This window comes from Pseudidiomarina xizangensis (assembly GCF_052541995.1).
The window spans coordinates 1,148,458-1,168,322 of the sequence record NZ_JBOBQA010000001.1 but is presented as its reverse complement, the minus strand read 5'-3'; the positions used below and the strand labels follow the sequence as shown (position 1 = coordinate 1,168,322).

Annotated in this window: 20 protein-coding genes; all 20 read left to right on the top strand. The window is 49.6% G+C overall.

Annotation, left to right across the window (positions count from 1 at the left end; translation table 11 throughout):
• Nucleotides 1–3: 3 nt before the first annotated feature.
• The 20 genes from ACQ5ES_RS05665 (at nucleotide 4) to ACQ5ES_RS05570 (ending at nucleotide 19,802) form a co-directional block, all read left to right on the top strand.
• Nucleotides 4–516 (top strand): type II secretion system protein M, encoded by a 513-nt coding sequence (locus ACQ5ES_RS05665; protein ID WP_445014962.1) that lies wholly within the window; start codon nucleotides 4–6, stop codon nucleotides 514–516.
• On the top strand, nucleotides 513–1,289 hold the full coding sequence (locus ACQ5ES_RS05660) for a type II secretion system protein N (RefSeq protein WP_445014961.1): 777 nt from the start codon (nucleotides 513–515) through the stop codon (nucleotides 1,287–1,289). The genes ACQ5ES_RS05665 and ACQ5ES_RS05660 overlap by 4 nt, the downstream gene beginning before the upstream one ends.
• 55 nt (nucleotides 1,290–1,344) lie before the next feature.
• Nucleotides 1,345–2,172 carry a mechanosensitive ion channel domain-containing protein gene (locus ACQ5ES_RS05655; RefSeq protein WP_445014960.1) on the top strand — a complete coding sequence of 276 codons (828 nt, stop codon included), beginning with the start codon at nucleotides 1,345–1,347 and terminating at the stop codon, nucleotides 2,170–2,172.
• 78 nt (nucleotides 2,173–2,250) lie between these two features.
• On the top strand, nucleotides 2,251–2,592 hold the full coding sequence (locus tag ACQ5ES_RS05650; protein ID WP_445014959.1) for a hypothetical protein: 342 nt from the start codon (nucleotides 2,251–2,253) through the stop codon (nucleotides 2,590–2,592).
• Nucleotides 2,593–2,772: 180 nt separating this feature from the next.
• Nucleotides 2,773–3,381, top strand: a complete 609-nt coding sequence (locus ACQ5ES_RS05645) for a YjbF family lipoprotein (RefSeq protein WP_445014958.1) — start codon at nucleotides 2,773–2,775, stop codon at nucleotides 3,379–3,381.
• Nucleotides 3,378–4,241, top strand: a complete 864-nt coding sequence (locus tag ACQ5ES_RS05640; protein WP_445014957.1) for a capsule biosynthesis GfcC D2 domain-containing protein — start codon at nucleotides 3,378–3,380, stop codon at nucleotides 4,239–4,241. Before ACQ5ES_RS05645 ends, ACQ5ES_RS05640 begins: the two co-directional genes overlap by 4 nt.
• Nucleotides 4,238–6,400, top strand: a complete 2,163-nt coding sequence (locus ACQ5ES_RS05635) for a YjbH domain-containing protein (RefSeq protein ID WP_445014956.1) — start codon at nucleotides 4,238–4,240, stop codon at nucleotides 6,398–6,400. Before ACQ5ES_RS05640 ends, ACQ5ES_RS05635 begins: the two co-directional genes overlap by 4 nt.
• 11 nt (nucleotides 6,401–6,411) lie before the next feature.
• The gene (gene gspG / locus ACQ5ES_RS05630) at nucleotides 6,412–6,825 is read left to right on the top strand and encodes a type II secretion system major pseudopilin GspG (RefSeq protein ID WP_445014955.1); all 414 of its coding nucleotides are present in this window, start codon (nucleotides 6,412–6,414) and stop codon (nucleotides 6,823–6,825) included.
• Nucleotides 6,822–8,519, top strand: coding sequence for a GspE/PulE family protein (locus tag ACQ5ES_RS05625; protein ID WP_445014954.1), 1,698 nt, complete (start codon nucleotides 6,822–6,824; stop codon nucleotides 8,517–8,519). Before gspG ends, ACQ5ES_RS05625 begins: the two co-directional genes overlap by 4 nt.
• Nucleotides 8,519–9,718: a type II secretion system F family protein gene (locus tag ACQ5ES_RS05620; protein WP_445014953.1), complete on the top strand. Its 1,200-nt coding sequence runs from the start codon at nucleotides 8,519–8,521 to the stop codon at nucleotides 9,716–9,718. The genes ACQ5ES_RS05625 and ACQ5ES_RS05620 overlap by 1 nt, the downstream gene beginning before the upstream one ends.
• Nucleotides 9,715–10,194, top strand: a complete 480-nt coding sequence (locus ACQ5ES_RS05615) for a type II secretion system protein (protein ID WP_445014952.1) — start codon at nucleotides 9,715–9,717, stop codon at nucleotides 10,192–10,194. The genes ACQ5ES_RS05620 and ACQ5ES_RS05615 overlap by 4 nt, the downstream gene beginning before the upstream one ends.
• A complete protein-coding gene (locus tag ACQ5ES_RS05610) occupies nucleotides 10,178–10,615 on the top strand; it encodes a type IV pilus modification PilV family protein (RefSeq protein ID WP_445014951.1) in 438 nt (145 codons plus the stop codon). The genes ACQ5ES_RS05615 and ACQ5ES_RS05610 overlap by 17 nt, the downstream gene beginning before the upstream one ends.
• The gene (locus ACQ5ES_RS05605) at nucleotides 10,579–11,265 is read left to right on the top strand and encodes a PulJ/GspJ family protein (protein ID WP_445014950.1); all 687 of its coding nucleotides are present in this window, start codon (nucleotides 10,579–10,581) and stop codon (nucleotides 11,263–11,265) included. The genes ACQ5ES_RS05610 and ACQ5ES_RS05605 overlap by 37 nt, the downstream gene beginning before the upstream one ends.
• A gap of 10 nt (nucleotides 11,266–11,275) precedes the next feature.
• Nucleotides 11,276–12,118 carry a hypothetical protein gene (locus tag ACQ5ES_RS05600; RefSeq protein WP_445014949.1) on the top strand — a complete coding sequence of 281 codons (843 nt, stop codon included), beginning with the start codon at nucleotides 11,276–11,278 and terminating at the stop codon, nucleotides 12,116–12,118.
• 16 nt (nucleotides 12,119–12,134) lie between these two features.
• Nucleotides 12,135–13,247, top strand: a complete 1,113-nt coding sequence (locus tag ACQ5ES_RS05595) for a hypothetical protein (RefSeq protein WP_445014948.1) — start codon at nucleotides 12,135–12,137, stop codon at nucleotides 13,245–13,247.
• Nucleotides 13,244–13,795 carry a hypothetical protein gene (locus tag ACQ5ES_RS05590; RefSeq protein ID WP_445014947.1) on the top strand — a complete coding sequence of 184 codons (552 nt, stop codon included), beginning with the start codon at nucleotides 13,244–13,246 and terminating at the stop codon, nucleotides 13,793–13,795. The genes ACQ5ES_RS05595 and ACQ5ES_RS05590 overlap by 4 nt, the downstream gene beginning before the upstream one ends.
• A complete protein-coding gene (locus ACQ5ES_RS05585; protein WP_445014946.1) occupies nucleotides 13,792–14,307 on the top strand; it encodes a hypothetical protein in 516 nt (171 codons plus the stop codon). Before ACQ5ES_RS05590 ends, ACQ5ES_RS05585 begins: the two co-directional genes overlap by 4 nt.
• Before the next feature lie 24 nt (nucleotides 14,308–14,331).
• On the top strand, nucleotides 14,332–16,368 hold the full coding sequence (locus ACQ5ES_RS05580; protein WP_445014945.1) for a secretin GspD/PilQ domain-containing protein: 2,037 nt from the start codon (nucleotides 14,332–14,334) through the stop codon (nucleotides 16,366–16,368).
• A gap of 305 nt (nucleotides 16,369–16,673) precedes the next feature.
• Complete coding sequence (locus ACQ5ES_RS05575; protein ID WP_445014944.1) at nucleotides 16,674–18,353, top strand: Slr4 family S-layer protein; 1,680 nt, start codon at nucleotides 16,674–16,676, stop codon at nucleotides 18,351–18,353.
• A gap of 117 nt (nucleotides 18,354–18,470) precedes the next feature.
• The gene (locus tag ACQ5ES_RS05570) at nucleotides 18,471–19,802 is read left to right on the top strand and encodes a flippase (RefSeq protein ID WP_445014943.1); all 1,332 of its coding nucleotides are present in this window, start codon (nucleotides 18,471–18,473) and stop codon (nucleotides 19,800–19,802) included.
• Nucleotides 19,803–19,865 lie beyond the last annotated feature (63 nt).

Sequence of the window (19,865 nt, the reverse complement as noted above, 5' to 3'; positions counted from 1 at the left end):
GCGATGTTGCATGATCAACTTCAATTACGTTGGCAACAACTCAATAGTCGTGAACGGCTATTAGTTAGTTTAGCTGGCATCGTACTGGCAATAAGTGTGGTGTATTTTGCTCTGTGGCAGCCGCTGCAAAGCGGTATTGAGCAGCGTGAACTACAACGTAACGCGCAGTTAGAAACGCTAAACTGGGTGCGTGAAAACACGGGTCGTTATTTGGCACTAAAGCAGCAATCAGGCCAACCACAAACAGCATCAACGTCACGCCGCGCCAATGAACTGGGCGATATTCCGCGGTTGGTAACGGAATTTGCCCGCGCCCAACAGCTCGCAGTCGGGCGGATGAACCCAGAAGGCGACAGTCTGGTGGTGGTGCTCAATGATGTTCCCTTTACCAATGTACTAGCTTTTCTTGATGCGCTGCAGGCAGAATCAGGGTTGGCTATTGAGCAGCTGGATATTACCCGTGGCAATAAGCCCGGTCACGTGCATGTGCGGCGCCTGAAGGTAGGCTTGACATGAGTTGGCGTTGGCTACTTTGGCTGATCCCAGTCTATCTTGTCGGCCTGGTGGTATTTGCGCCGGCGCGGCTGCTGTTGTGGTTCATTCCGGCGCACACAGGTATTGAGCTGAGTGCGGTGCAAGGTTCCCTCTGGCAAGGTCAGGCTAACCTAAGCTACGCGCTAGCCTCGCAACAACAGCGATTGGTTTTTAATGATATCAGCTGGCAACTCGACCCTTGGCGCTTGCTCACCGGAACCGCAGCGGTTGATGTGCAACTACCCAGCGCTAACGTTGTCGCCGGCGATGCCCACGTCGCGCTTGGGCTTGCTGGTGACATCAAGCTGTCCGGCGAATTCGGCGGTAACTTGCAGCAAGCCGTAGTTGCCTATCAACTGCCAGTGCCTATAACACTTGATGGTCAATGGTCGTTGCAGCTGGAAAATTTCCGGCTTGATGATCTAAGTAGCGGCCAATGGTGTAGCCAACTAGTAGGTAACATGAATACGCGGGGGACAGCGGTTCGTTTAAATCAGCAGTGGACCGACTTAGGTCCTTTTGCAACAACTCTTAGTTGTTCCTCAAAAAATGAAATCATTGCTACGATGGCAGGTAACAACAGCGTGGGTTTGAGTTTTGACACGCGTCTTGCAGGCAGCCAACAGGCACCTCAAGTATTCATAAGCGGTAAATTACAACCAAGCATACAGACGCCTCGCGCCGTAACCGATGTGCTGGTATTTCTTGGTACACCAGATGCTAATGGAGCTTATCCGTTTAGCTTTAGCTTGTAATAAATAAGTATTATGAAGTTTCTATATATGAAGTTTCTATAAAGGGAGTGTGGTCATGGATCAATTTATGACTTGGGTCACCGACAACCAGGATATCATCTTGAGCTACGTGATTAAGTTTGTTGTCGCGTTACTCATCTTGATTATCGGTAAAATTATTGCCAACAATGTTGCCAGGCTGATTGGTCGCGGTATGACCCGTAAAGGGGTTGACGGTGCAGTTATTAGTTTCCTCAGCGCTATTGTTAAAAGTATCATTTTTATCGCCGCGATGCTGATGGCGTTGTCGCAGGTGGGCGTGCAAACCACTTCGTTCATAGCGATTCTAGGTGCTGCCGGTTTAGCGATTGCGCTATCTTTACAAGGATCACTCTCGAATATGGCTTCAGGGGTGTTGATTATTACCTTCCGCCCGTTTCGCGCTGGCGAATATGTGGACGCGGGTGGGGTATCCGGCACCGTGCAAGAAGTAAATATTTTCCAAACGATCTTGAAAACTCCCGATAATAAGGTTGTATTTGTACCGAATGCACAAATTACCAGCCAACCAATTACCAACTACAGTCGCGAAGATACCCGCCGCGTCGATTTGTTAATTGGGGTTTCGTACGATGCGGATTTGCATAAAACTAAAGAAGTACTGGAATCTGTGTTAAAAGCCGAAGAGCGTTTATTGGCAGAACCTGCCTGGAATATTCAGGTGCATGCACTCAATAATTCGTCGGTCGACTTTATTGTTCGTCCATGGGTGAATGTGGGTGATTACTGGCCGGTCTATTGGACACTGATGCGCGAGATTAAAATCGCCTTAGATGAAAATGATATCGGCATTCCGTATCCACAAATGGATGTACATTTACATAAAGAGACTTCACAGGAATAAAACAAAGTGCTAATCTTTAGAGTAATCTTGGAAGATTTCCAATGATTGGCCGATCAAGCACATAGAGGTGTATTTATTATGATTAAACGTACTGCATTAGCTGCAGCAATCAGCTTGGTGTTAGCACCAGTTGCATTCGCTGAGACAGGTGCAAACAGCGCGGAAGGCAACAGCGACGGTGGTGGTTTCATCACTAAAGGCTCTGTAACTTCTGCTGGTATCGTGGCATTGACGTTAGCTGCGACACTTGACAACGACGACTCAGATGCAACTCCACCACCGGAGCCAGAACCTGAGCCAGAACCTGAGCCAGAACCTGAGCCAGAGCCAGAACCAGAACCTGAGCCAGAGCCGGAGCCACCGGTAACCACGACAACGGCTCCTGTGGCAACAACTACGACAACGACAACAGGTTTCTAATCTTGTGTCGATGAACTGAAAATACCGCAGGTGCGCACTGCGGTATTTTTTTAGGTGCTGAAAAATAATAAAAGCGACCAACCAGTAAGTGAACCTCGTATGCGAATCAACACCCGATTGTTCCTCTCATCCGCATTTTGCCTAATTATCTTAAGTGGCTGCAGTACCCGCGTTAAAAGTATGATGGACACTGCTGAAACCGCGTTTTTTGGACATCAAGGTGTCGAACTCAACGTTGAGCAAGTAGCGGATTACCCTTATGCAGCGGCTTACCTCCGTACTGACAAATTTCCCCAGGTGGTTGCGGTGCTTGACCGCACAGCAGGTGCACAGCGGGTGTATCGTAGTGGCGGTGAAGAAGCCATCACCACGCATTATGGCCGTATCTTAACCTCGTACGGGATTCCGGGTATGCCGCTGTACACGAGTAACTTGACCGCTGATCCTCTGACCTGCTTGGTGGCAAAGACGGCGGACTCAGCTGTGGCAAATTGTGCTGCTGGTTGGCAACGCGAGATTGAAGTCGGTAATTATGGTGAAAACGAATTACATAAATGGCAGGTTAGTTCCAGTTTTACAATGGGTGCCCAACGTCGCTACCAACATCCAAACGGAACGGCACTGACGGTGACAGAAATTACTGAACAGGGCGATGCCGATCAACTCGCTTTCACCAACACCTTCTACGCAGTCGACGGACGTGTGGTTTATGCAAAGCAGTGGATTTCGCCAAGCATTGGCTATGCGGTATGGCGTGAAATGAAACCTTTCAATGGAGATCTCCAATGATACAGCGGCGTTTCCATAAGCCTTTTGTTAGGTTAGCTACCATAGTATTGGTAGGCTTTGGTTTGACTGCAGCCCAAGCACAGCAAGAATCCCAATCACCAGTCGTTGAGGTAACTGTTGGTGAGCAAGTTTACGGTTTTGGTGAGCGGCCACGTCTTCTTAAGATCTATCAGGCGGCGGAGTTAGCGCCGGCGAACTATTGGGCGTCGAGTCGTTTAGTGAGTGTTAAACAAACTGAACAGCTGATCAAACAACGCAACCAGGTGGTTGCGCGGTTGCAAAAGTTGGTTCAAGTTGCACAAGCTGAAGATGAGCCTGAATTAGCACGAGCTGCGCGCGCCTACGCAGAACAACTACCGCAGTGGCCACTGGTTGGCGCAGAATGGATTGGCGTTACCAAAATTGATGACACACTTGAAGTGCAAAGCGGTGTCGATGTCGAACGCCAAGCGTTGTTTAGTAGTTTTAGTGCCGCAGCAAGTGATCTTGATAGTAATCCGTTGCTTCCAGCGGGTCGCTATCAGTTATTGCCGCCAACATATCCGGGTGCGTGGCAGGTGACCGTTGTGTCGCCATTGGGAGCGCAGCGCTTCAAGTTTACTGAAACCGATACTGTGCGTTCAATACTCAAGCAGGCAGGCCTTTTCGATTATAATTATGCGCTTACAGAAGTTGAGCTAATTGCTTTGACGGGGCTAGCCGCACGCACCAAAGTGGCTTATTACAATGATGCCAAAGCACTACCACCGGTACACGGATTGATTCTGGTCGATCTGGACTTAAGCAGCCTTGATGAAGAATGGCAAAATTTGAATCAGCAAATTAGCGCCCTGGCGCGCTATTGGAATCCGCAATCATGATGTCTTTTAGCCCCTCATTACCTTTTCGCAAACTTACCGCAGTAGCAGTGGCTCTTAGTGCTGTATTTGCCGCGACCAGCGTTAGCGCGGAGGACTATGCCAGTCAATCGGATTTCGGCGGTGTTGGGTTAATGCAGATGCCGAACGCGCGCTTTGCTGATTATGGAACCTTGACAGGTCTTTATTACGACAATGAAGAATACCGTCGGTTGGCAGTGAGCCTGCAGCTGTTCCCATGGTTAGAAACAACGATTCGTTACAACGACATTCGGCCGATTAAATACAGTGCAAACCCAGAATTTAGTGGTGACCAAACCGGAAAAGACAAAGGTTTTGACGTCAAATTACGCGTACTCCAAGAGAGCTATTGGTTACCTCAGGTCGCCTTAGGGTGGCGTGATTTAGCCGGTACCGGTATTTTCGCCAGTGAATATGTGGTCGCCAGTAAACGGTTGGGGCCTGTTGATCTGACCCTTGGCTTGGGCTGGGGCTACATGGGGCGTCGCGACAATATAACCAACCCGTTGTGTGAGGTTTCCGATAGCTTCTGCACACGCGCGACGGGCTTTAGCGGCAGTGGTGGCAGATTTGAAACTGACAAATGGTTTCGTGGTGAGACCTCACTATTCGGCGGCATTCAATATCAAACACCGTTCGATCCGCTGGTGCTCAAGGCTGAATACGATGGCAACGATTACAGCAATGAACGATATTTGGGGCAACTTGAGGTTGATTCTGCATGGAACTTCGGTGCCGATTACAAAGTAAATGATACCTGGACCTTAAAACTAAGTTACGAACGTGGCAACACCTTCATGTTCGGCTTCGCTGGCGCCCTTGATTTAAACGGTCTGGGTCAGGTAAAAGTGGCGAATCGTCGAGTGCCAACGCCAAATACCAGAACTGCGTTAGGCCGCGCGGAGCGAGTTGATGATGCGCGAAGTTCTCGGAAGTTTCGGAGTAACGTGTGGACCCTGGCGGGCATCACCGTAAGTGAGTTACAGAACGTACGATCCGCTGAAGCTGATGACATCGATACGCTGCGAATTTATGGTAGCCAGCGTTATTATCGCGATTATGAAGAAGGTATTCGCCAGGTTGCCCGGATTGCCGACCAAAGTTTGCCAGAAAACTACAACTATGTTGAGGTGGTCGAGCAGGTGGACCAGATTCAGTTGGCGACCACAAGAATTGATTTAGAAGCGGCACGCAAGGCCATCCACAACACTGACTTAGAAACTGATTTAGAGAACGCTTTTAGTCGGCAAAATACGAAATTGTCGGCCATTGAAGATAACGGCCTGTATGAAGCGGAGTACCGTCGGACCTGGCCGCGTTTGAGTGTACGTCCGTTTTTGGATCAGAGTTTCGGTAACCCAGAAAACTTTTACATGTATCAGTTCGGGCTCGATCTGAACGCGTCCATGTGGCTGGCGCCTGGCACTTTTGCTCATGGCACCATTAGTGGCAATTTGTTGACCAACTTCGACGACTTCAACTTCCTGGTTGATGGTTTCGAGTCGAAGCTGCCACGGGTGCGGACCTACATTCGGGAATACACGACCTTCAGCGATATCTGGTTAAGCAACCTGCAAGTAAGTCACATTAACCAGCTTGCACCTAATGTCTATACCAGCGTGTACGCCGGTTACCTCGAACGTATGTTTGGTGGTGTTGGAACTGAGTTGTTGTATCGTGAGCTCGATAGCAACTGGGCGGTTGGGGTTGATTTGAACTGGGTGAAGCAACGTGATTATGAGAGCCACACGGGCTTCCTTGACTATGACACCTTCACTGGTCACATTACCGGCTATTACGAGCCTCGGTTCATGCCAAATACATTAATTAAGGCTGCATACGGTAAATTCCTTGCACAAGACAACGGTCTGCAGTTAAATGTTGAGCATAAGTTTAAAAGTGGTGTCATCGTTGGTGCTTATGCGGCAAAGACCAATGTGTCGTCGCGTGAATATGGCGAAGGAAGCTTTACCAAAGGCTTCTACATCAGCTTCCCAATCGACATCCTACAAACTGAACATAGCCCAAACCGCGGCTTTATTGGCTGGACTCCGCTAACGCGTGATGGTGGTCAGATGCTCGGTCGTAGTATGCAATTGTTCCATGCGACGGATCTTCGCAGTCCGTTTTATAAAGAATAATGGAGTAGAGAATGAAAGCTAGTGCGCAGGTAACTCAGCAGCGTGGTTTTACTCTGATTGAGCTACTAATTGTTATTGTCATTTTGGGGTTGTTGGCGAGCTTGGTTGCACCGCAGATGTTCGGCAAAGTCGATTCATCAAAAATTAAAACTGCGGAAACGCAGATGAAAATGCTGGAAACATCGCTTAGCACCTATCGACTTGATATGGGGCGCTACCCGGAAAGCCTTGATGAGTTGCTGAAAAGCGACGAGCCCAACTGGCAAGGCCCGTACTTCCCGAAAGATGTGCCGCCTGACCCGTGGGGTAACGACTACGTTTATCGCATGCCAGGTGACGACGGCGCTCCTTTTACTTTATTGTCGTATGGAGCTGATGGCCGCGAAGGCGGTGAAGAAAATAACGCAGATATTTACTTACAATGAGTGTAGCCAACGTATCTCAGCTGTTTACCGAACGCTTTCGGGTCAATCAGGATGATCTGACCAAAGCGCTGCAATTCCAGACCCGCAACGGCGGTCAGTTGGAGCAGATTCTGGTCCGGATGGGTGCGTTGAGCTCTGAGTTTTTACCCGCCTACTACGCCGAAGTTTACGACCTGCAACAACTCGATGATGATCGGCAACAGGCCGTACTCGATGACGACAGTCATTGGGCACAGCTGTATGAAAGCTTGCCGCCGGAACTGGCTGGCCGCTGTATTGCCCATCAGTGTGTGCCGATTGGCTATGTTGCCGAATCGCAACGTCTCAAAGTGGTGTGTAGCAATCCCAGCCAGCCGGCGCTGCTGGAATTTGTCGCCAATCTGGGCGAACTTGAGTTAGAGCTTATTGTCGTTAGTGAGGATTCTTACAACCAGCTGAAAAACCGCTGGCTGCAGGAAAGCGAAGGGCCGAGTGAAGATGCTGGGCTGACCATGCTCGAAGAAGACCGCTTACGTGAACTGGCGTCTGAAGCTCCCACGGTTAATTTGCTGAATAATCTGATTGCCAAAGCGTTGCGGCGACGTGCTTCTGATATGCACATTGAGCCGTGGAAGGGTAAAGGTCGTGTGCGCTATCGCATTGACGGCGTATTGCACGAAGCAGATTTCATTCCAATGCATATGGTATTGCCGGTGGTGACGCGGCTGAAACTGCTGTCGAGTATGGACATTGCCGAAAAGCGTCGGCCACAGGATGGCAAAATTGAATTACGCATCGATGGTCTGAATGTCGACGTGCGGGTTTCGGCCCTGCCAGTCGGTGAAGGCGAGAGTGTGGTGATGCGTTTCCTGTTACAGGACAACCTTGCCTACGATGTGAAGACGCTGGGTATAGAGCCTGATGTAGAGGCTGAATTATTGCGCGATATTCAAGCGACCTCCGGGGTGATTTTGCTGACGGGCCCTACGGGCTCGGGTAAAACCACCAGCCTGTACTCATTCTTGTCACGGCGGAATGAGCCTGACGTAAAAATTATCACTATTGAAGACCCGGTTGAGTATCAACTTGACGGCATTAACCAGGTGCACGTACAAAGTGACATCGGTTTTACCTTTGCCAATGCCTTGCGCTCGGTTGTACGGCAAGACCCTGACATTATCATGGTCGGTGAGATCCGCGATGCTGAAACTGCTGGAATTGCATTGCAATCGGCGCTGACCGGTCACCTGGTATTTAGTACCTTGCACACCAACGATGCCGCCAGTGCCTATACCCGCTTACTGGATTTAGGGGTGGAAGAGTTTCTGCTGTCGGCGGCAATTAAGGTGATTGTCGGCCAACGTCTGGCGCGGAAACTGTGCCCGCATTGCAAACAACCCGATCCGCAGGCCGAAGCTGATTTCCGCAACATGAAAATGGACTGGATACCTGAACGTTTTGAGGTCACTCCGCAACTGCACAAAGCCGTAGGTTGCGATAAGTGCGCGAACACGGGCTACAAAGGCCGGGTTGCGTTAATTGAATACATGCGCTGTGACGAACAACTGACCGCCTTACTTGGCGATGCGGAATTTCTGGTGAAAGCCCGCCGGTTAAACCGCGAGCGTGGCTACCGTAACCTGCTCGAAGACGGCGTGCTTAAAGCGCTGCGTGGTGAAACCACCCTGGCTGAAGTGGTGAGGGTAGCAGGCTAATGGCTCTGTTCACTTACGTCGCCTACAACACTAGTGGCGTTGAGCAGAAAGGCCGCATTGATGCGGTCGATATGGATACCGCACGGGCGCGGTTAGAGACTCAACAACTCCTCGTTGCCGACATCAAAGAAGCCTCCAGTGGCTTAAATGCCAATATCTTTGGCGAGCGTGGTCTGACGGTTGCCGATGTCGAGTTCTTCACCGCCGAAATGAGTTTGTTACTTACCTCTGGCTTGCGTGTCGATAAAGGCCTCGAAATTCTGCTGCACAACGTTGAAAAACCGGCGTTGCGCGAGATGCTGCAAAATGTACTGCAACAACTCAAACAAGGGCATAAGTTGTCCGATAGCCTGGCAGCATTCCCGGTGTTTAGCTCGCTCTATGTAGGTCTCGTACAAATCGCTGAAGAAACCGGTGAGCTGGCAGCAACCTTTCAGCGCCTGGCCGACGAGCTGCATTATCAGATGGAGTTGCGCGAGAAAATTAAACAGGCACTGGTCTACCCGGCGGTCATTCTGACAGTGTGCATCGCAGCTATCGTGTTTATTTTTAACTTTGTGGTGCCGAATCTGACCTCGCTGTTTCAGGATCAGGAAAACCTACCCGGTTACACAGTGGCGTTGCTGGCAGTCAGTGATTTCTTTACCAACTATCAGCTGTGGCTGGCGTTAGGGTTAGTGTTTGGCGGCTTTGCCCTCTGGCATTACCGCGACCAACCCTGGGTGCAGACGTTGGGAACCTGGTGTAGGGAACGATTGCCAGTGGTTTCGGGGGCCAATTTGTTGGTCGAACGGATTCGGTTTAACGCCGCGTTACACGTTATGCTAAGCGCCGGGGTCGCCATTGATCGCAGTATGAAGCTGGCGGCAAAAACCTTACGCACTGAATCGTTGCGCACCGAAGTTTCCCGTGCTGCGGAACGGGTGAACCGTGGTGAAGGTCTGGCTGAGTGTTTGGGTGAATCACGGTTGTACCCGCCGTATTTCGCCGCGCTGCTTAGCATCGGTGAAGAAAGCGGTGAGCTGGCGCGGGTGTTTGGGGAAATCGCCGACCGTTCCCGCCGTACCTTTTACAGTTGGGTGACGCGTTTCACTAGCTTACTTGAACCCGCATTAATTCTCTTTATGGGGGCTGTGGTTGGCACGATCGTCGTTATTATGATGCTCAGTATCTCCGCCGTCACAGACATGCCAATATGATCCCGGTCGCTGCCGTTAAGTCTAACCGCGGCTTCACTCTTATCGAACTGCTGGTGGTGATGGCCATCATCGCCATCGCCGCCAGCCTGATTGGCCCCGTCGCCCTGAACCAATACGAACGTAGCAAAGCCACCGCCGAACGCGAAGCCCTGCTGCGCCTGCTCGACCACTACCGCTTTCAGGCCTACAGCCAAAACCGTACCTACACCATCACCACCACCCCCAACCAACTACTTATCCAGAAGGGGCAGCCCCTTCTGGATAAGTGGGGGGAGGGCAGTGCTGGCGCGGGGTTGAGCGAGGCGGTGGAGTTTGAGTTTTTGAGTTTTCCACAGCAGCGGCTGGTGTTGAATAGGCATGGGTTTTGGGCGCCGGATACGATTGCCTGGCGCGAGGGTGAGCGGGAGCTTGCGCACGAGCTGAATATGGAGTTGATCGAATCGGGGGAGGAGGTGAGCAATGCAACGCGCGAGTAGGGGCTTCACCTTAATCGAGATCCTGGTGGCGATGACGATTCTATTCGCAACGGTGGTGACCGGCGTGATGGCGTTTCAGAACAACATGCAAAACTCAGTGAAGGCGGCGGAGGTCATGCACATTCTTACGCAGCTGGATACGGTGCGCAGCAACGTCAAATTTAACCTCCAACATGACGGTGAAACCTCAGGTAACGACCTTTACAGTCAGGACGTTCAGATCAACTGGCAAGCAGAACAAGTCGCGTATCTGCCACCGGCACCTTTTTACGACGATGGCGCAGGTGGTTACAGTCAATATGGGCCGCGTTATCGACTCTATGCCGTTACCTTAACCATGGACTATGGCAGTACGCAACGCACATTCAACTACGAGGAACTGGTATGGGACGAAAACCTACAGCAAGCGGTTTCACCCTAGTTGAAACGCTGATTGCTATGGTGCTGCTGTCGTTGTTGATGATAAGTGGCGCCCTTGCTTATGACTATTTCAGTCAAAACTGGCAACGAAATAAAGGGATTGCCGAGAGCTCGGGTGAGCGCCACCATTTAACAAGTCTGGTACAAAAAGTCACCTGGAACACATTTTCAAAAGCCGTCTACGGTGACAATGATCGACTCGGCTTTTACTTCCTCGGACGGCAAGAAGGATTTACCGCAGTTTCGCATACCAGTGTTCAGAATCCAGATGCCGCCGCGGTCTACCGCTTGTTTCGCGAACCTAATGACGACGGCGGTTTTCGCTTGGTTTACGAGGAGGCGGTACTTAACAATGTTTATTTAGCCGCTGACTCGCAGCAGTTGCCCTTTAATTTTCGCCGGATCTTATACGATAACGTAGGGCGGGTTGAATTTCGGTACTACGGTTATGAATCGCTACGGCAGCGCAACGATACCGTTTCTGCGGAAGGACCTGAGCAATATAGTTTAATGTGGTTTGAAGAGTTTGATGGCATGCAGCGCGTATTGCATCCACAAGCCATTGCGATCGATTTAAACGGGTTTCGGTGGTTAATTGAAGTTCCAGACGCCGTAGAGTCAACGCTGTCGAGGTACACCCGTGATATTTAAGCAGCAGGGTATGGCACTTTTTCAAGTACTTTTGATGGTTGCTATCATCTCGGTACTACTCGTAATTATGAGCCAACAAACACGCTCTTCGGTAGAGCGGGCACAGGCGATGCAAGAGCAGGCAAGACTGCAACTTGCCCTGGACTCTACCGCAAATTATTTAGATGCTCTGTTATTGAGCAACAATTGGTTATTGGCTCGTGGCCAACCAGAACACCCGTTGGCGGAGATTAATTTCTACAACTACCCGCAGTCGCTAGCCGTGCCTGAGCGCATCGCTTATCGACCATTAGGTGATGCCGTGACCGTGCAATTGCAGAACGAGGGCAGCCTGTTGAACATTAATTTTGAAACTGAAAATATTGAAGCTTTGTTGCGGGCGCTAGGGGTGGAGCCACGTCAGGCCGAGCTAATGATGGCCGAATTGCGTGATTGGCTACAACAACCTGATCAGTTATTTTTTCAGTCTTTTTCGGATCTTGCGCACTTACCAAGTTGGACAATGGCTGAGGTCGAACTGATTCGCCCATACACCACTTTGGAGGTCGCGATCTTTAACCCTGCATGGGCGCCAGACCAACTATTGACGATATTGCTTACCCAAGGGCAAGCTGATACTATCCGAGCATTAAGAAAAAGTAACGATAATGCTGTCGGAATGCTACAAGAGTTTATCAATTTACGAGACGCGCTTGATAGTAGTATTTTCCCCGGGGAACAGCAGCGAATTCGTATTACTGCAGAGCCAAGTGGGTTGCAACTTTATCGGCGTATAGACTATCGGCCACGGCACCCCATTCCCCTGCGTTTACATGCGAAGCACTTTCAACAAGAACAACAAGTACAACAATAAGTACGACGATAACAACATGGTAGCTTCAACTTCTACGAACACCAAAATAACGCTGCAGCATAAACTGAAACGCGGTTTGACGTCATTGGTGTGGCGGGTTAACCAACAGGGCCAATGGTTTCAGGGTGAAAGTGCTACGCCAAGTGCAGCGCCGAAACGCCGGGTCGCCTGCTTAGTTGTATCGCGAGGTTTGTATCAGGAAGTGTGGCAGTCGTACGCCATTCGATCGTATAAAGGCCTGCGCAAAGTTTTAACGCAAAAAACGCATGACCCGTCCAAGCAACACTATATTGGACCATGGCACGACGGTCAGCGGCGTGTGCTTACCATTACCCTTACCGATAAAGGGCGAGCTTTACTGGCAAAAGCATTGGTAGTTTTACCCGAATCGCTGGTGCTTAGTGCCGCGCTCAACACTGGCTTCTATCAGGTTGAAAGCGGCGAACATTGCTACTTTTTGTTCAACCAAGAGAATAATTGGCAGACCGTTGTTCGCTCAAGCATGATGCGCGATTCCGAACGGGCGCAACTGGCATTGGGTTGCCCTGGTGCGACGCACGTCCATCAACTCACGGATGCTGATTTAGGTCATAGCATCAGCCGCGGCGTAACTAAGCTTGGTAGTCACTATTGGCGCCAAGGCTGGCAAAAACACACCTCAGTTAAAGGTTTTGCCTGGCAGCCCGCGCTTATCGTAATTGCCATTGTAGGCTCCAGCTACTTAGCTCTTAGCAGCGGTTACCTTGTGCTCGAACGCACATGGCTAAAACATAAGCTGGAGCAAATTACCCCGGAAGTCAGTGAGCTATTAAACTTACAAAGTGATCTGAGCCGGATCAGCACTAACCTGGGTGCACTCAACCAAGTGTACGTAAACAGTGCAACCATTAACCAGTTCTGGGAAATTTACGCGGTATTCGACACCCACAATGGCAGCTTCACCTTCATGCGAGGCGACGGCCAGCAACTCAGTATCGGTGGTGAAGCCGAAAATGCCTTAGAGCTACTCAAGAAGCTACATAGCTTGCCGCAGGTAGAAAAAGCAGCCTTCGCGTCACCAGTGCGTGGTGGCAGCGGGAAACAGCGGTTTCGCATCGACTTAACCTTGCAACAAGGGAGTCGCCAATGACTAACTCCCAAAAGCAATTACTCATAGTAGCCGCGTTCCTAGCCGCTTTGCAGTTTGTGGTGAAGCCTGTGCTAAATTGGCAGGACGAGCTAACGACTGAGCTTGCACTGACCCAAGGTCAGGTAGAACGGAGCGAACAACTACTCAAGCACGCAGAACAAGTCACAGCAGCTCATGAAGCGATTCTGCGGCAGCGTGAGGAAGTGCTCAACGCCTTGCCAGAGGTAATGGAAACCACGTTGTTACAAATCCAAATGCAAGGAACTCTGGAGACTTTGTTCGGTAAACACAAGGTTGGTATTGTTGAGTTTAACTGGGTCACCGGCCTGCAAGCGAAAAGTGAGACCCTTGCTACTTTAAACGCCAAAATTAGTTTAATTGGAACAATAGACAATTTGGCTCAGGCGCAACTGGCATTGATGCAGGAGTTTCCGTTTGTGCGCCACGAGAGTATTGAATTACGTGAGGCTCCGCGCCAGCGCGGCAACTATCATGAGTTATCGCTGCTGATACAAGTGGCGGTGCGACAACCGGAGACGTCGTCATGAAAGCTTGGCAACAGCTACCGGGAAGCGTAAAACTGATTGCTATTGTCGGGGTGTTGCTGTGCCTGATTGATTTTAGTCAGCGCGTGTATATCGATAACAGCGTCGATGCGCGCGCGTTCGATGCAAACGCGGGTGCACAAAACGAATTTCAAACAGCGCGGATCAGTGATGAGGTTGAAGCTTGGCTGGAACGGCGGCGCGAAATTGCCGAACAACGGAAACAAGAACAAGATCAAGCTACTGTCAGTGAGCCACAAGTAGCGTTGCTTGAGGGCGGAGTGAATTTAGGCAACATGCGCGTGCGGGTGCGGGGCATTTACACCTCAGCGCAGAATGAACAAAGAATCGCATTAATCGACACTCAAGAGCTAGAAAATCGCAGTGTAGAGATCACCGAGGTGACAGAAGGCTTCGAATTGAATGGCTACACCGTCAGCAAAATTAACGTCAACAGCGTCACCTTTATCGGCGGTGAAGACGAATCTGTAACTATTCCGGTGTTCGATTATTAACGCCGCAGAATAAACGAGGAAATTATGAGCCGAACGCATCTTAACTATTGTTTTGCACTCCTAGCCGCTTGTAGCGTACTCAGTTGTGCACAAACTCCAGACCCTTTGCAGGTCGACGCAACGCGTTTTGAAGCTGATGATATTAAGTATTCGGACAACGAAACCGAGGACGAACCTACCCTCGAAACCAACGGCTTTGAACAACTGCGCTCGCTGGATTATGAAAACTATTTGCAGCGCAGTGATAGCGATCCGGCAAAGAATTTCAGCACTTCTGACACGCACGCGCTTAGTGCGAATGAATTGCCGCTGCGCAACTTCGTCGAAACGGTATTTGGCACCGCGCTACAGACCAATTACGTTATCGCCACGCAAAATGAGCTGAATCAAAACGTGACCCTGAACTTATCGAATAGTGTAAGTTCACGCGAGTTGTTCTCGCTGTCACGGCAACTGCTGATCGACAATGGTCTGGATGTTTCCCTGCGTGATGGCACCTATTATATTTACCCGCGTAGTGAGGCCCGCATGGATGTGGTGATCGGCTTCGGCCGCAGGTATGCAGACGTGCCTGATACCGCACAAAAAATCATGCAGGTTGTGCCATTAAAGTACGGTTTGAAGACATCATTAGAAAGAACTTTGCGAAGCCTCTCGAGCGTTAAAATTTCCGCGGATCTGGCACAGAATTCGTTTTTTGTTGAAGGGTCGCGCGCGGAAATTATCCGGTTCTTAGATTTAGTCCAGTTGCTTGATGTACCGGCCAATCGCGGCCGTCATGTGGCGATGGTAGAACTGACCTACCTCGCGCCGAGTGCCTACATCGAGCAATTAAAAGAACTTATGGAAGCCGAGGGTGTAAGCATTGGTCGTCAAGCTGGAACCGGGGTTGCGGTTTTAACGGTACCGGTGATTCAACTTGGTGCTGTAGCAATGTTCGCGTCCAACGAAGAGGTACTCGACCGTGCCCGGTACTGGACCCAACAAATTGACCAACCCAGCAAAGGTCCGGAAAAAGGGTATTACATCTATCATCCGCGCTATGCGCGGGCATCAGACTTAGGCGCATCCATCGGAAACTTAATGGGCAGTGGCCAAATGGGTGGCAACGCCTCGCGTGACACACAGTCTGCGCAACAGGTCGATCCACGTCGTGGTGCGACAGGACAGGCGCAGCAGGGCGGTATGACGGCAAGCAACGAAAACATGCGAATGACCGTCGATGAGCGTTCAAACTCGATTATTTTTTATACTACCGGTGGTGATTACAAATCGTTGTTACCGGTGATTCGTCGCCTTGATGTGATGCCCAAACAAATTGTGCTGGATGCGACGATTGCTGAAGTCACCCTAACTGATGAATTTGCGCAGGGCTTCGAGTTTGCTTTCCGTAGCGGCAAACTTAGCGGTGGTACATTTGGAACCCTGGGTGCACAGGATATAGGCGGCTTTCGGTTAAGCTGGGTCGACGGCTTTGATCGCTTCATTGCCAATTTACAACAAAGTTCAAACCTGGTGAACGTACTTTCGAACCCCACGCTGGTGGTGCGCGACGGTGTTTCTGCTTCGATTAACGTGGGTAACGATATCCCAACAGTCGGTTCGACCACCTTCACCCCGAATCTGGAAAGTCAGACCCAGTCGGTCGAGTATCGCAAAACAGGTGTGCAGTTAACAGTAACGCCAACAATTAATGCACAGGGACTGGTGGTGTTGCAAATCGATCAGACCATTTCCAATACCTCACCGACCGGACCTTCGGTGGGAGGCAACCCCAGTATCTTTGAGCGCGCAATAAAAACTGAAGTGATCGCACAAAGCGGGCAGACGATTCTACTCGGTGGCTTAATCTCAGAGAATAATTCCAGTGGAGACAGTAAGGTACCGCTTTTGGGCGATATCCCAGTACTTGGAAACCTTTTTAGATCAGAAAAGAAATCAAAAGAAAAAACTGAGTTGGTTATTTTCATTACGCCGCGCATCATTGAACGTATTGAACAGTGGGAAGAAATAAGAAAAACCATCGCCGATGGCTTGACAAACATCTCGGTTAACGACTAATCTTGCAAGCAACTTTGCAAAATTGTTGAGCGTATGGACGTATAGAAAAACCATAACTAACAACCTTAACAGCAAAGCAATTAGGGGACTCTGCGTTTAGAGTCTACGAAGTATTTTGAACTTTAACTTTTATAGAGTGTTTTGTGACGCGATTAATCACCTCGTTGCAAGACCTGCGACTCTTAAAAGACCTAAGGTTCAATAAAAATCGAGGCGACCGAGTTCTACGAGGTCAATTTGATAACAACAGAGATGAAGGCGGTTCACTTGCCGGAATCTCTTATTTCATGAAATTGGAGAACATCATGACAAACATGTTTAAACGATCGCTAGTAGCTTTGGCAATTGCCGGCGCTAGCACGGGAGCGATGGCTGCAGACGTCACTCTCACTGATACTACTTACGCGACAGACGAGTTCATGTCTACCATGGACGAGGTATTGTCAAAAAATGTCATTATTACCCTGAACGACGAGTACAAAGAGGGTGATTACATCTATTTGCGTTTCGAAGATGGTGCTTACATCGATGGCCATCCTAACCAACTAACAGTGGGTTACGCTGAGCAGTTAGATGAAGGTGACTTTGATAACGACGGTAATACTTACCCAGCTACTCCAGGTGGCTACAACGATGACGCTGACAATGATGATGTGAACAAAGGCATCACGGTCGATTTCGTTGCGCAAACATCTGACAACGATGGTCACACTGTACTTGTCTACCGTGTAACAAACGTTTACGGTGACCAGATGACAGCTTCTAACGATACCACATACGATATCGAGTTAGACTTTGGTCGCTTCAACTTTGATGCACCTGTGGTCGTTGCGCAGTCTGGTGTAATGTTTGACACGTTCTCACGTATTGACACTCAACCGTGGCCGACCACGACTAACCCATGGCCGTTCGATACTGTCCCAGCGGGCGACGAGGAAACTCAGTTGTTCAAAATGGGTCCACAGTTTGAATTGGTAGTGGATAAAGAATTTAGTGGCGAATTGGATGTTTGGGAATATCGTCGCGAGTTCCGTACTGCTGGTGGGTCTCATGGTAACAACTACCTCACTGACGATGGCGAGTTCCACGTAGCAACTACTCTGAACCCAGACGGCGGTGCATGGGACTTTGAAGTTCAAATCGATGGCGGTGCTACAGAACAAATCGAATACACCTTGTCTGGTGATAACATGTTCGGTTGGATCGACAGCGCTAACCCGCAAGGTCTCGAGGCGATATTCACTGGTAACAGCTGTACCTACATCAGCCACACCGCAAATGCATTGGATTTCCGTTGTGCAACTGTCGACGTCGTAACTAACTTGATGTTTGACTTAATGGGTACAACGAGTTCGTACAATAATCCTAAGCAAGATGGCGAATTTGCATTGTCAGCGACAGTTAACTGGACGCACACTGGCGCAGCTTACACAGCACCAGAAGACGGCGTATTGACAGTAGACCCTGCATTTGGAGAAACTGACTTGAGCGCATTATTTGCAGGTGAGTGGACAGTAAACGGTTCTGTAACGCACATTCCTTATATGCCTTACAGCGCTCAGTCTGCTTCTGGCGAGGTAACACCAATCAGCCAGATCATCTACGTAACTAACAAGTTACGTGATCCTGGCTTCGATGATGTTATTGGTTCAACTGACCCAGCTCCAGGCAATCCAAATGTTGACCGCATTATCTGGGTTGATGCTATGGCGGAAGACGGCACCATGTATGGTCCTTATACCTTGAACGCTCTCGCGAATTCAGGTGTAACTGCAATCGCAGGTGAAATCCGTGAAGCATTGTTCGTAGATGGCGCTTTAGCTACTAGTGGTAAGTTCTCGTTGACTGTGAACGTCGCAGATTACCCAACTAATATCTCAATCTACTCTGCGTATAACGTAAACGGTTCGGATCGTGGCTGGGTACAAAACGATTCAGTACGCACGGATCTTGACTTATACAAAGGCAACGACATCGTCGATTAATAGCTAGTTTCGACTAGTATTAACATCGAAAATCGTTAATATAAAACGCTCCTTCGGGAGCGTTTTTTTTTGCACTCCGTTCCATCACCGATTTATGGTTCAAGGACTGAATAACGAATGGTCAATCAATCTCTGCGGAACTCGTCGTGGTTAATATTCGAAAAAGTAACCGTCATGGCGATGAATCTAATTGTTACGCTGGTACTTGCCCGGCAATTAGGACCTGAGGTATTTGGTCAGCTTTCCTATGTTCTCGCTGTTATCACGTTAGTTATTCCATTTTCTGCATTGGGACTCAATGCGCTTATTATGCGCGAGCTGGTCGAAAGTCCTCAGCACGAACAGCGGGTAATGACCACGGCTTTGGTATTGCGTGGTCTGGGGGCGTTGGTCGCGTTGCTGTTTATATGTTTATGGGCTTATTTACTTCCCTCGTTGGCATTCCAGGAACGACTTGCGCTTGTCGTGATTGGCGCGGCCGCGAGTCTGCAAGCATTGCAATTAGTTGAGCATTTCTTTAATGCCAAGGTTCAGATTAAGTACGTCGTCAGGTTACGTACGGCTGTTTTGCTCTTCAGCGGTGTGGTTAAGATTGCAGTCGCCATTTATACGCAGGATATGCTGCTGGTTGCGTGTATCTTTGCCCTCGAATACCTGTTGTGGGGGATTGGCTACCACTGGCTTTACAGTAAGCGAGGAAGTGGTTGGCGGATTACTGAAGTGAGCTGGAAGTATGGGTTTGGTCTACTACGACAATCCTGGTGGTTGATGCTATCTGGGATAGCAGCAGCAGTTTATCTAAAAATCGATCAGGTCATGCTGGGACAAATGGTAGATAAGTCGACTGTTGGTATTTACGCCATCGCTGTAAGGATTTCTGAGGTCTGGTACTTTTTTGCAACCGCAATTGCGGCAAGTTTTTTCAGTATGCTGCTGAAGCTGAGAGCAGAAGACCCGCAAGGCTACCAAAACCAGCTTCAGCGACTGTGTGACGGCCTCTTCATCAGCGCACTTGTGATCGCTATTGGCGTTACGCTGGTCGCACCAATTGCGATTCCGTGGCTGTTTGGCGAAGATTACGCCGCGAGTGCGACCATTCTGATGATCCATGTCTGGGCCGGGCTATTTGTCTTTATGCGTGAACTTGCGAGTAAATGGCTTTTAGCCGAGCGGTTGTTAGCATTCTCATTACTTAGCCATGGCATTGGCGCAATTTTTAATATCGGATTGAATCTGTATTTAATTCCCCGCTACCAAGGCGAAGGAGCCGCCATCGCTACAGTGGTGTCTTATGCCTCGGCAGCCTATTTTGCGTTCTGGCTGGCGCCGAAAACGCGTCCCCTGGCCCGAATTATGACCCGCTCGCTGTTGTTGCCGGTGACGTTAGGGTATCGTTACTGGACCGTGTTGAGCGCGTCTTCGACGAGTTCAACGAAAGGCAAAAAGTAAGTAATAGCTGTATAACTTTGTTAAACTACGTCGATCATGCGGTACACTTCAAACCACGTTATT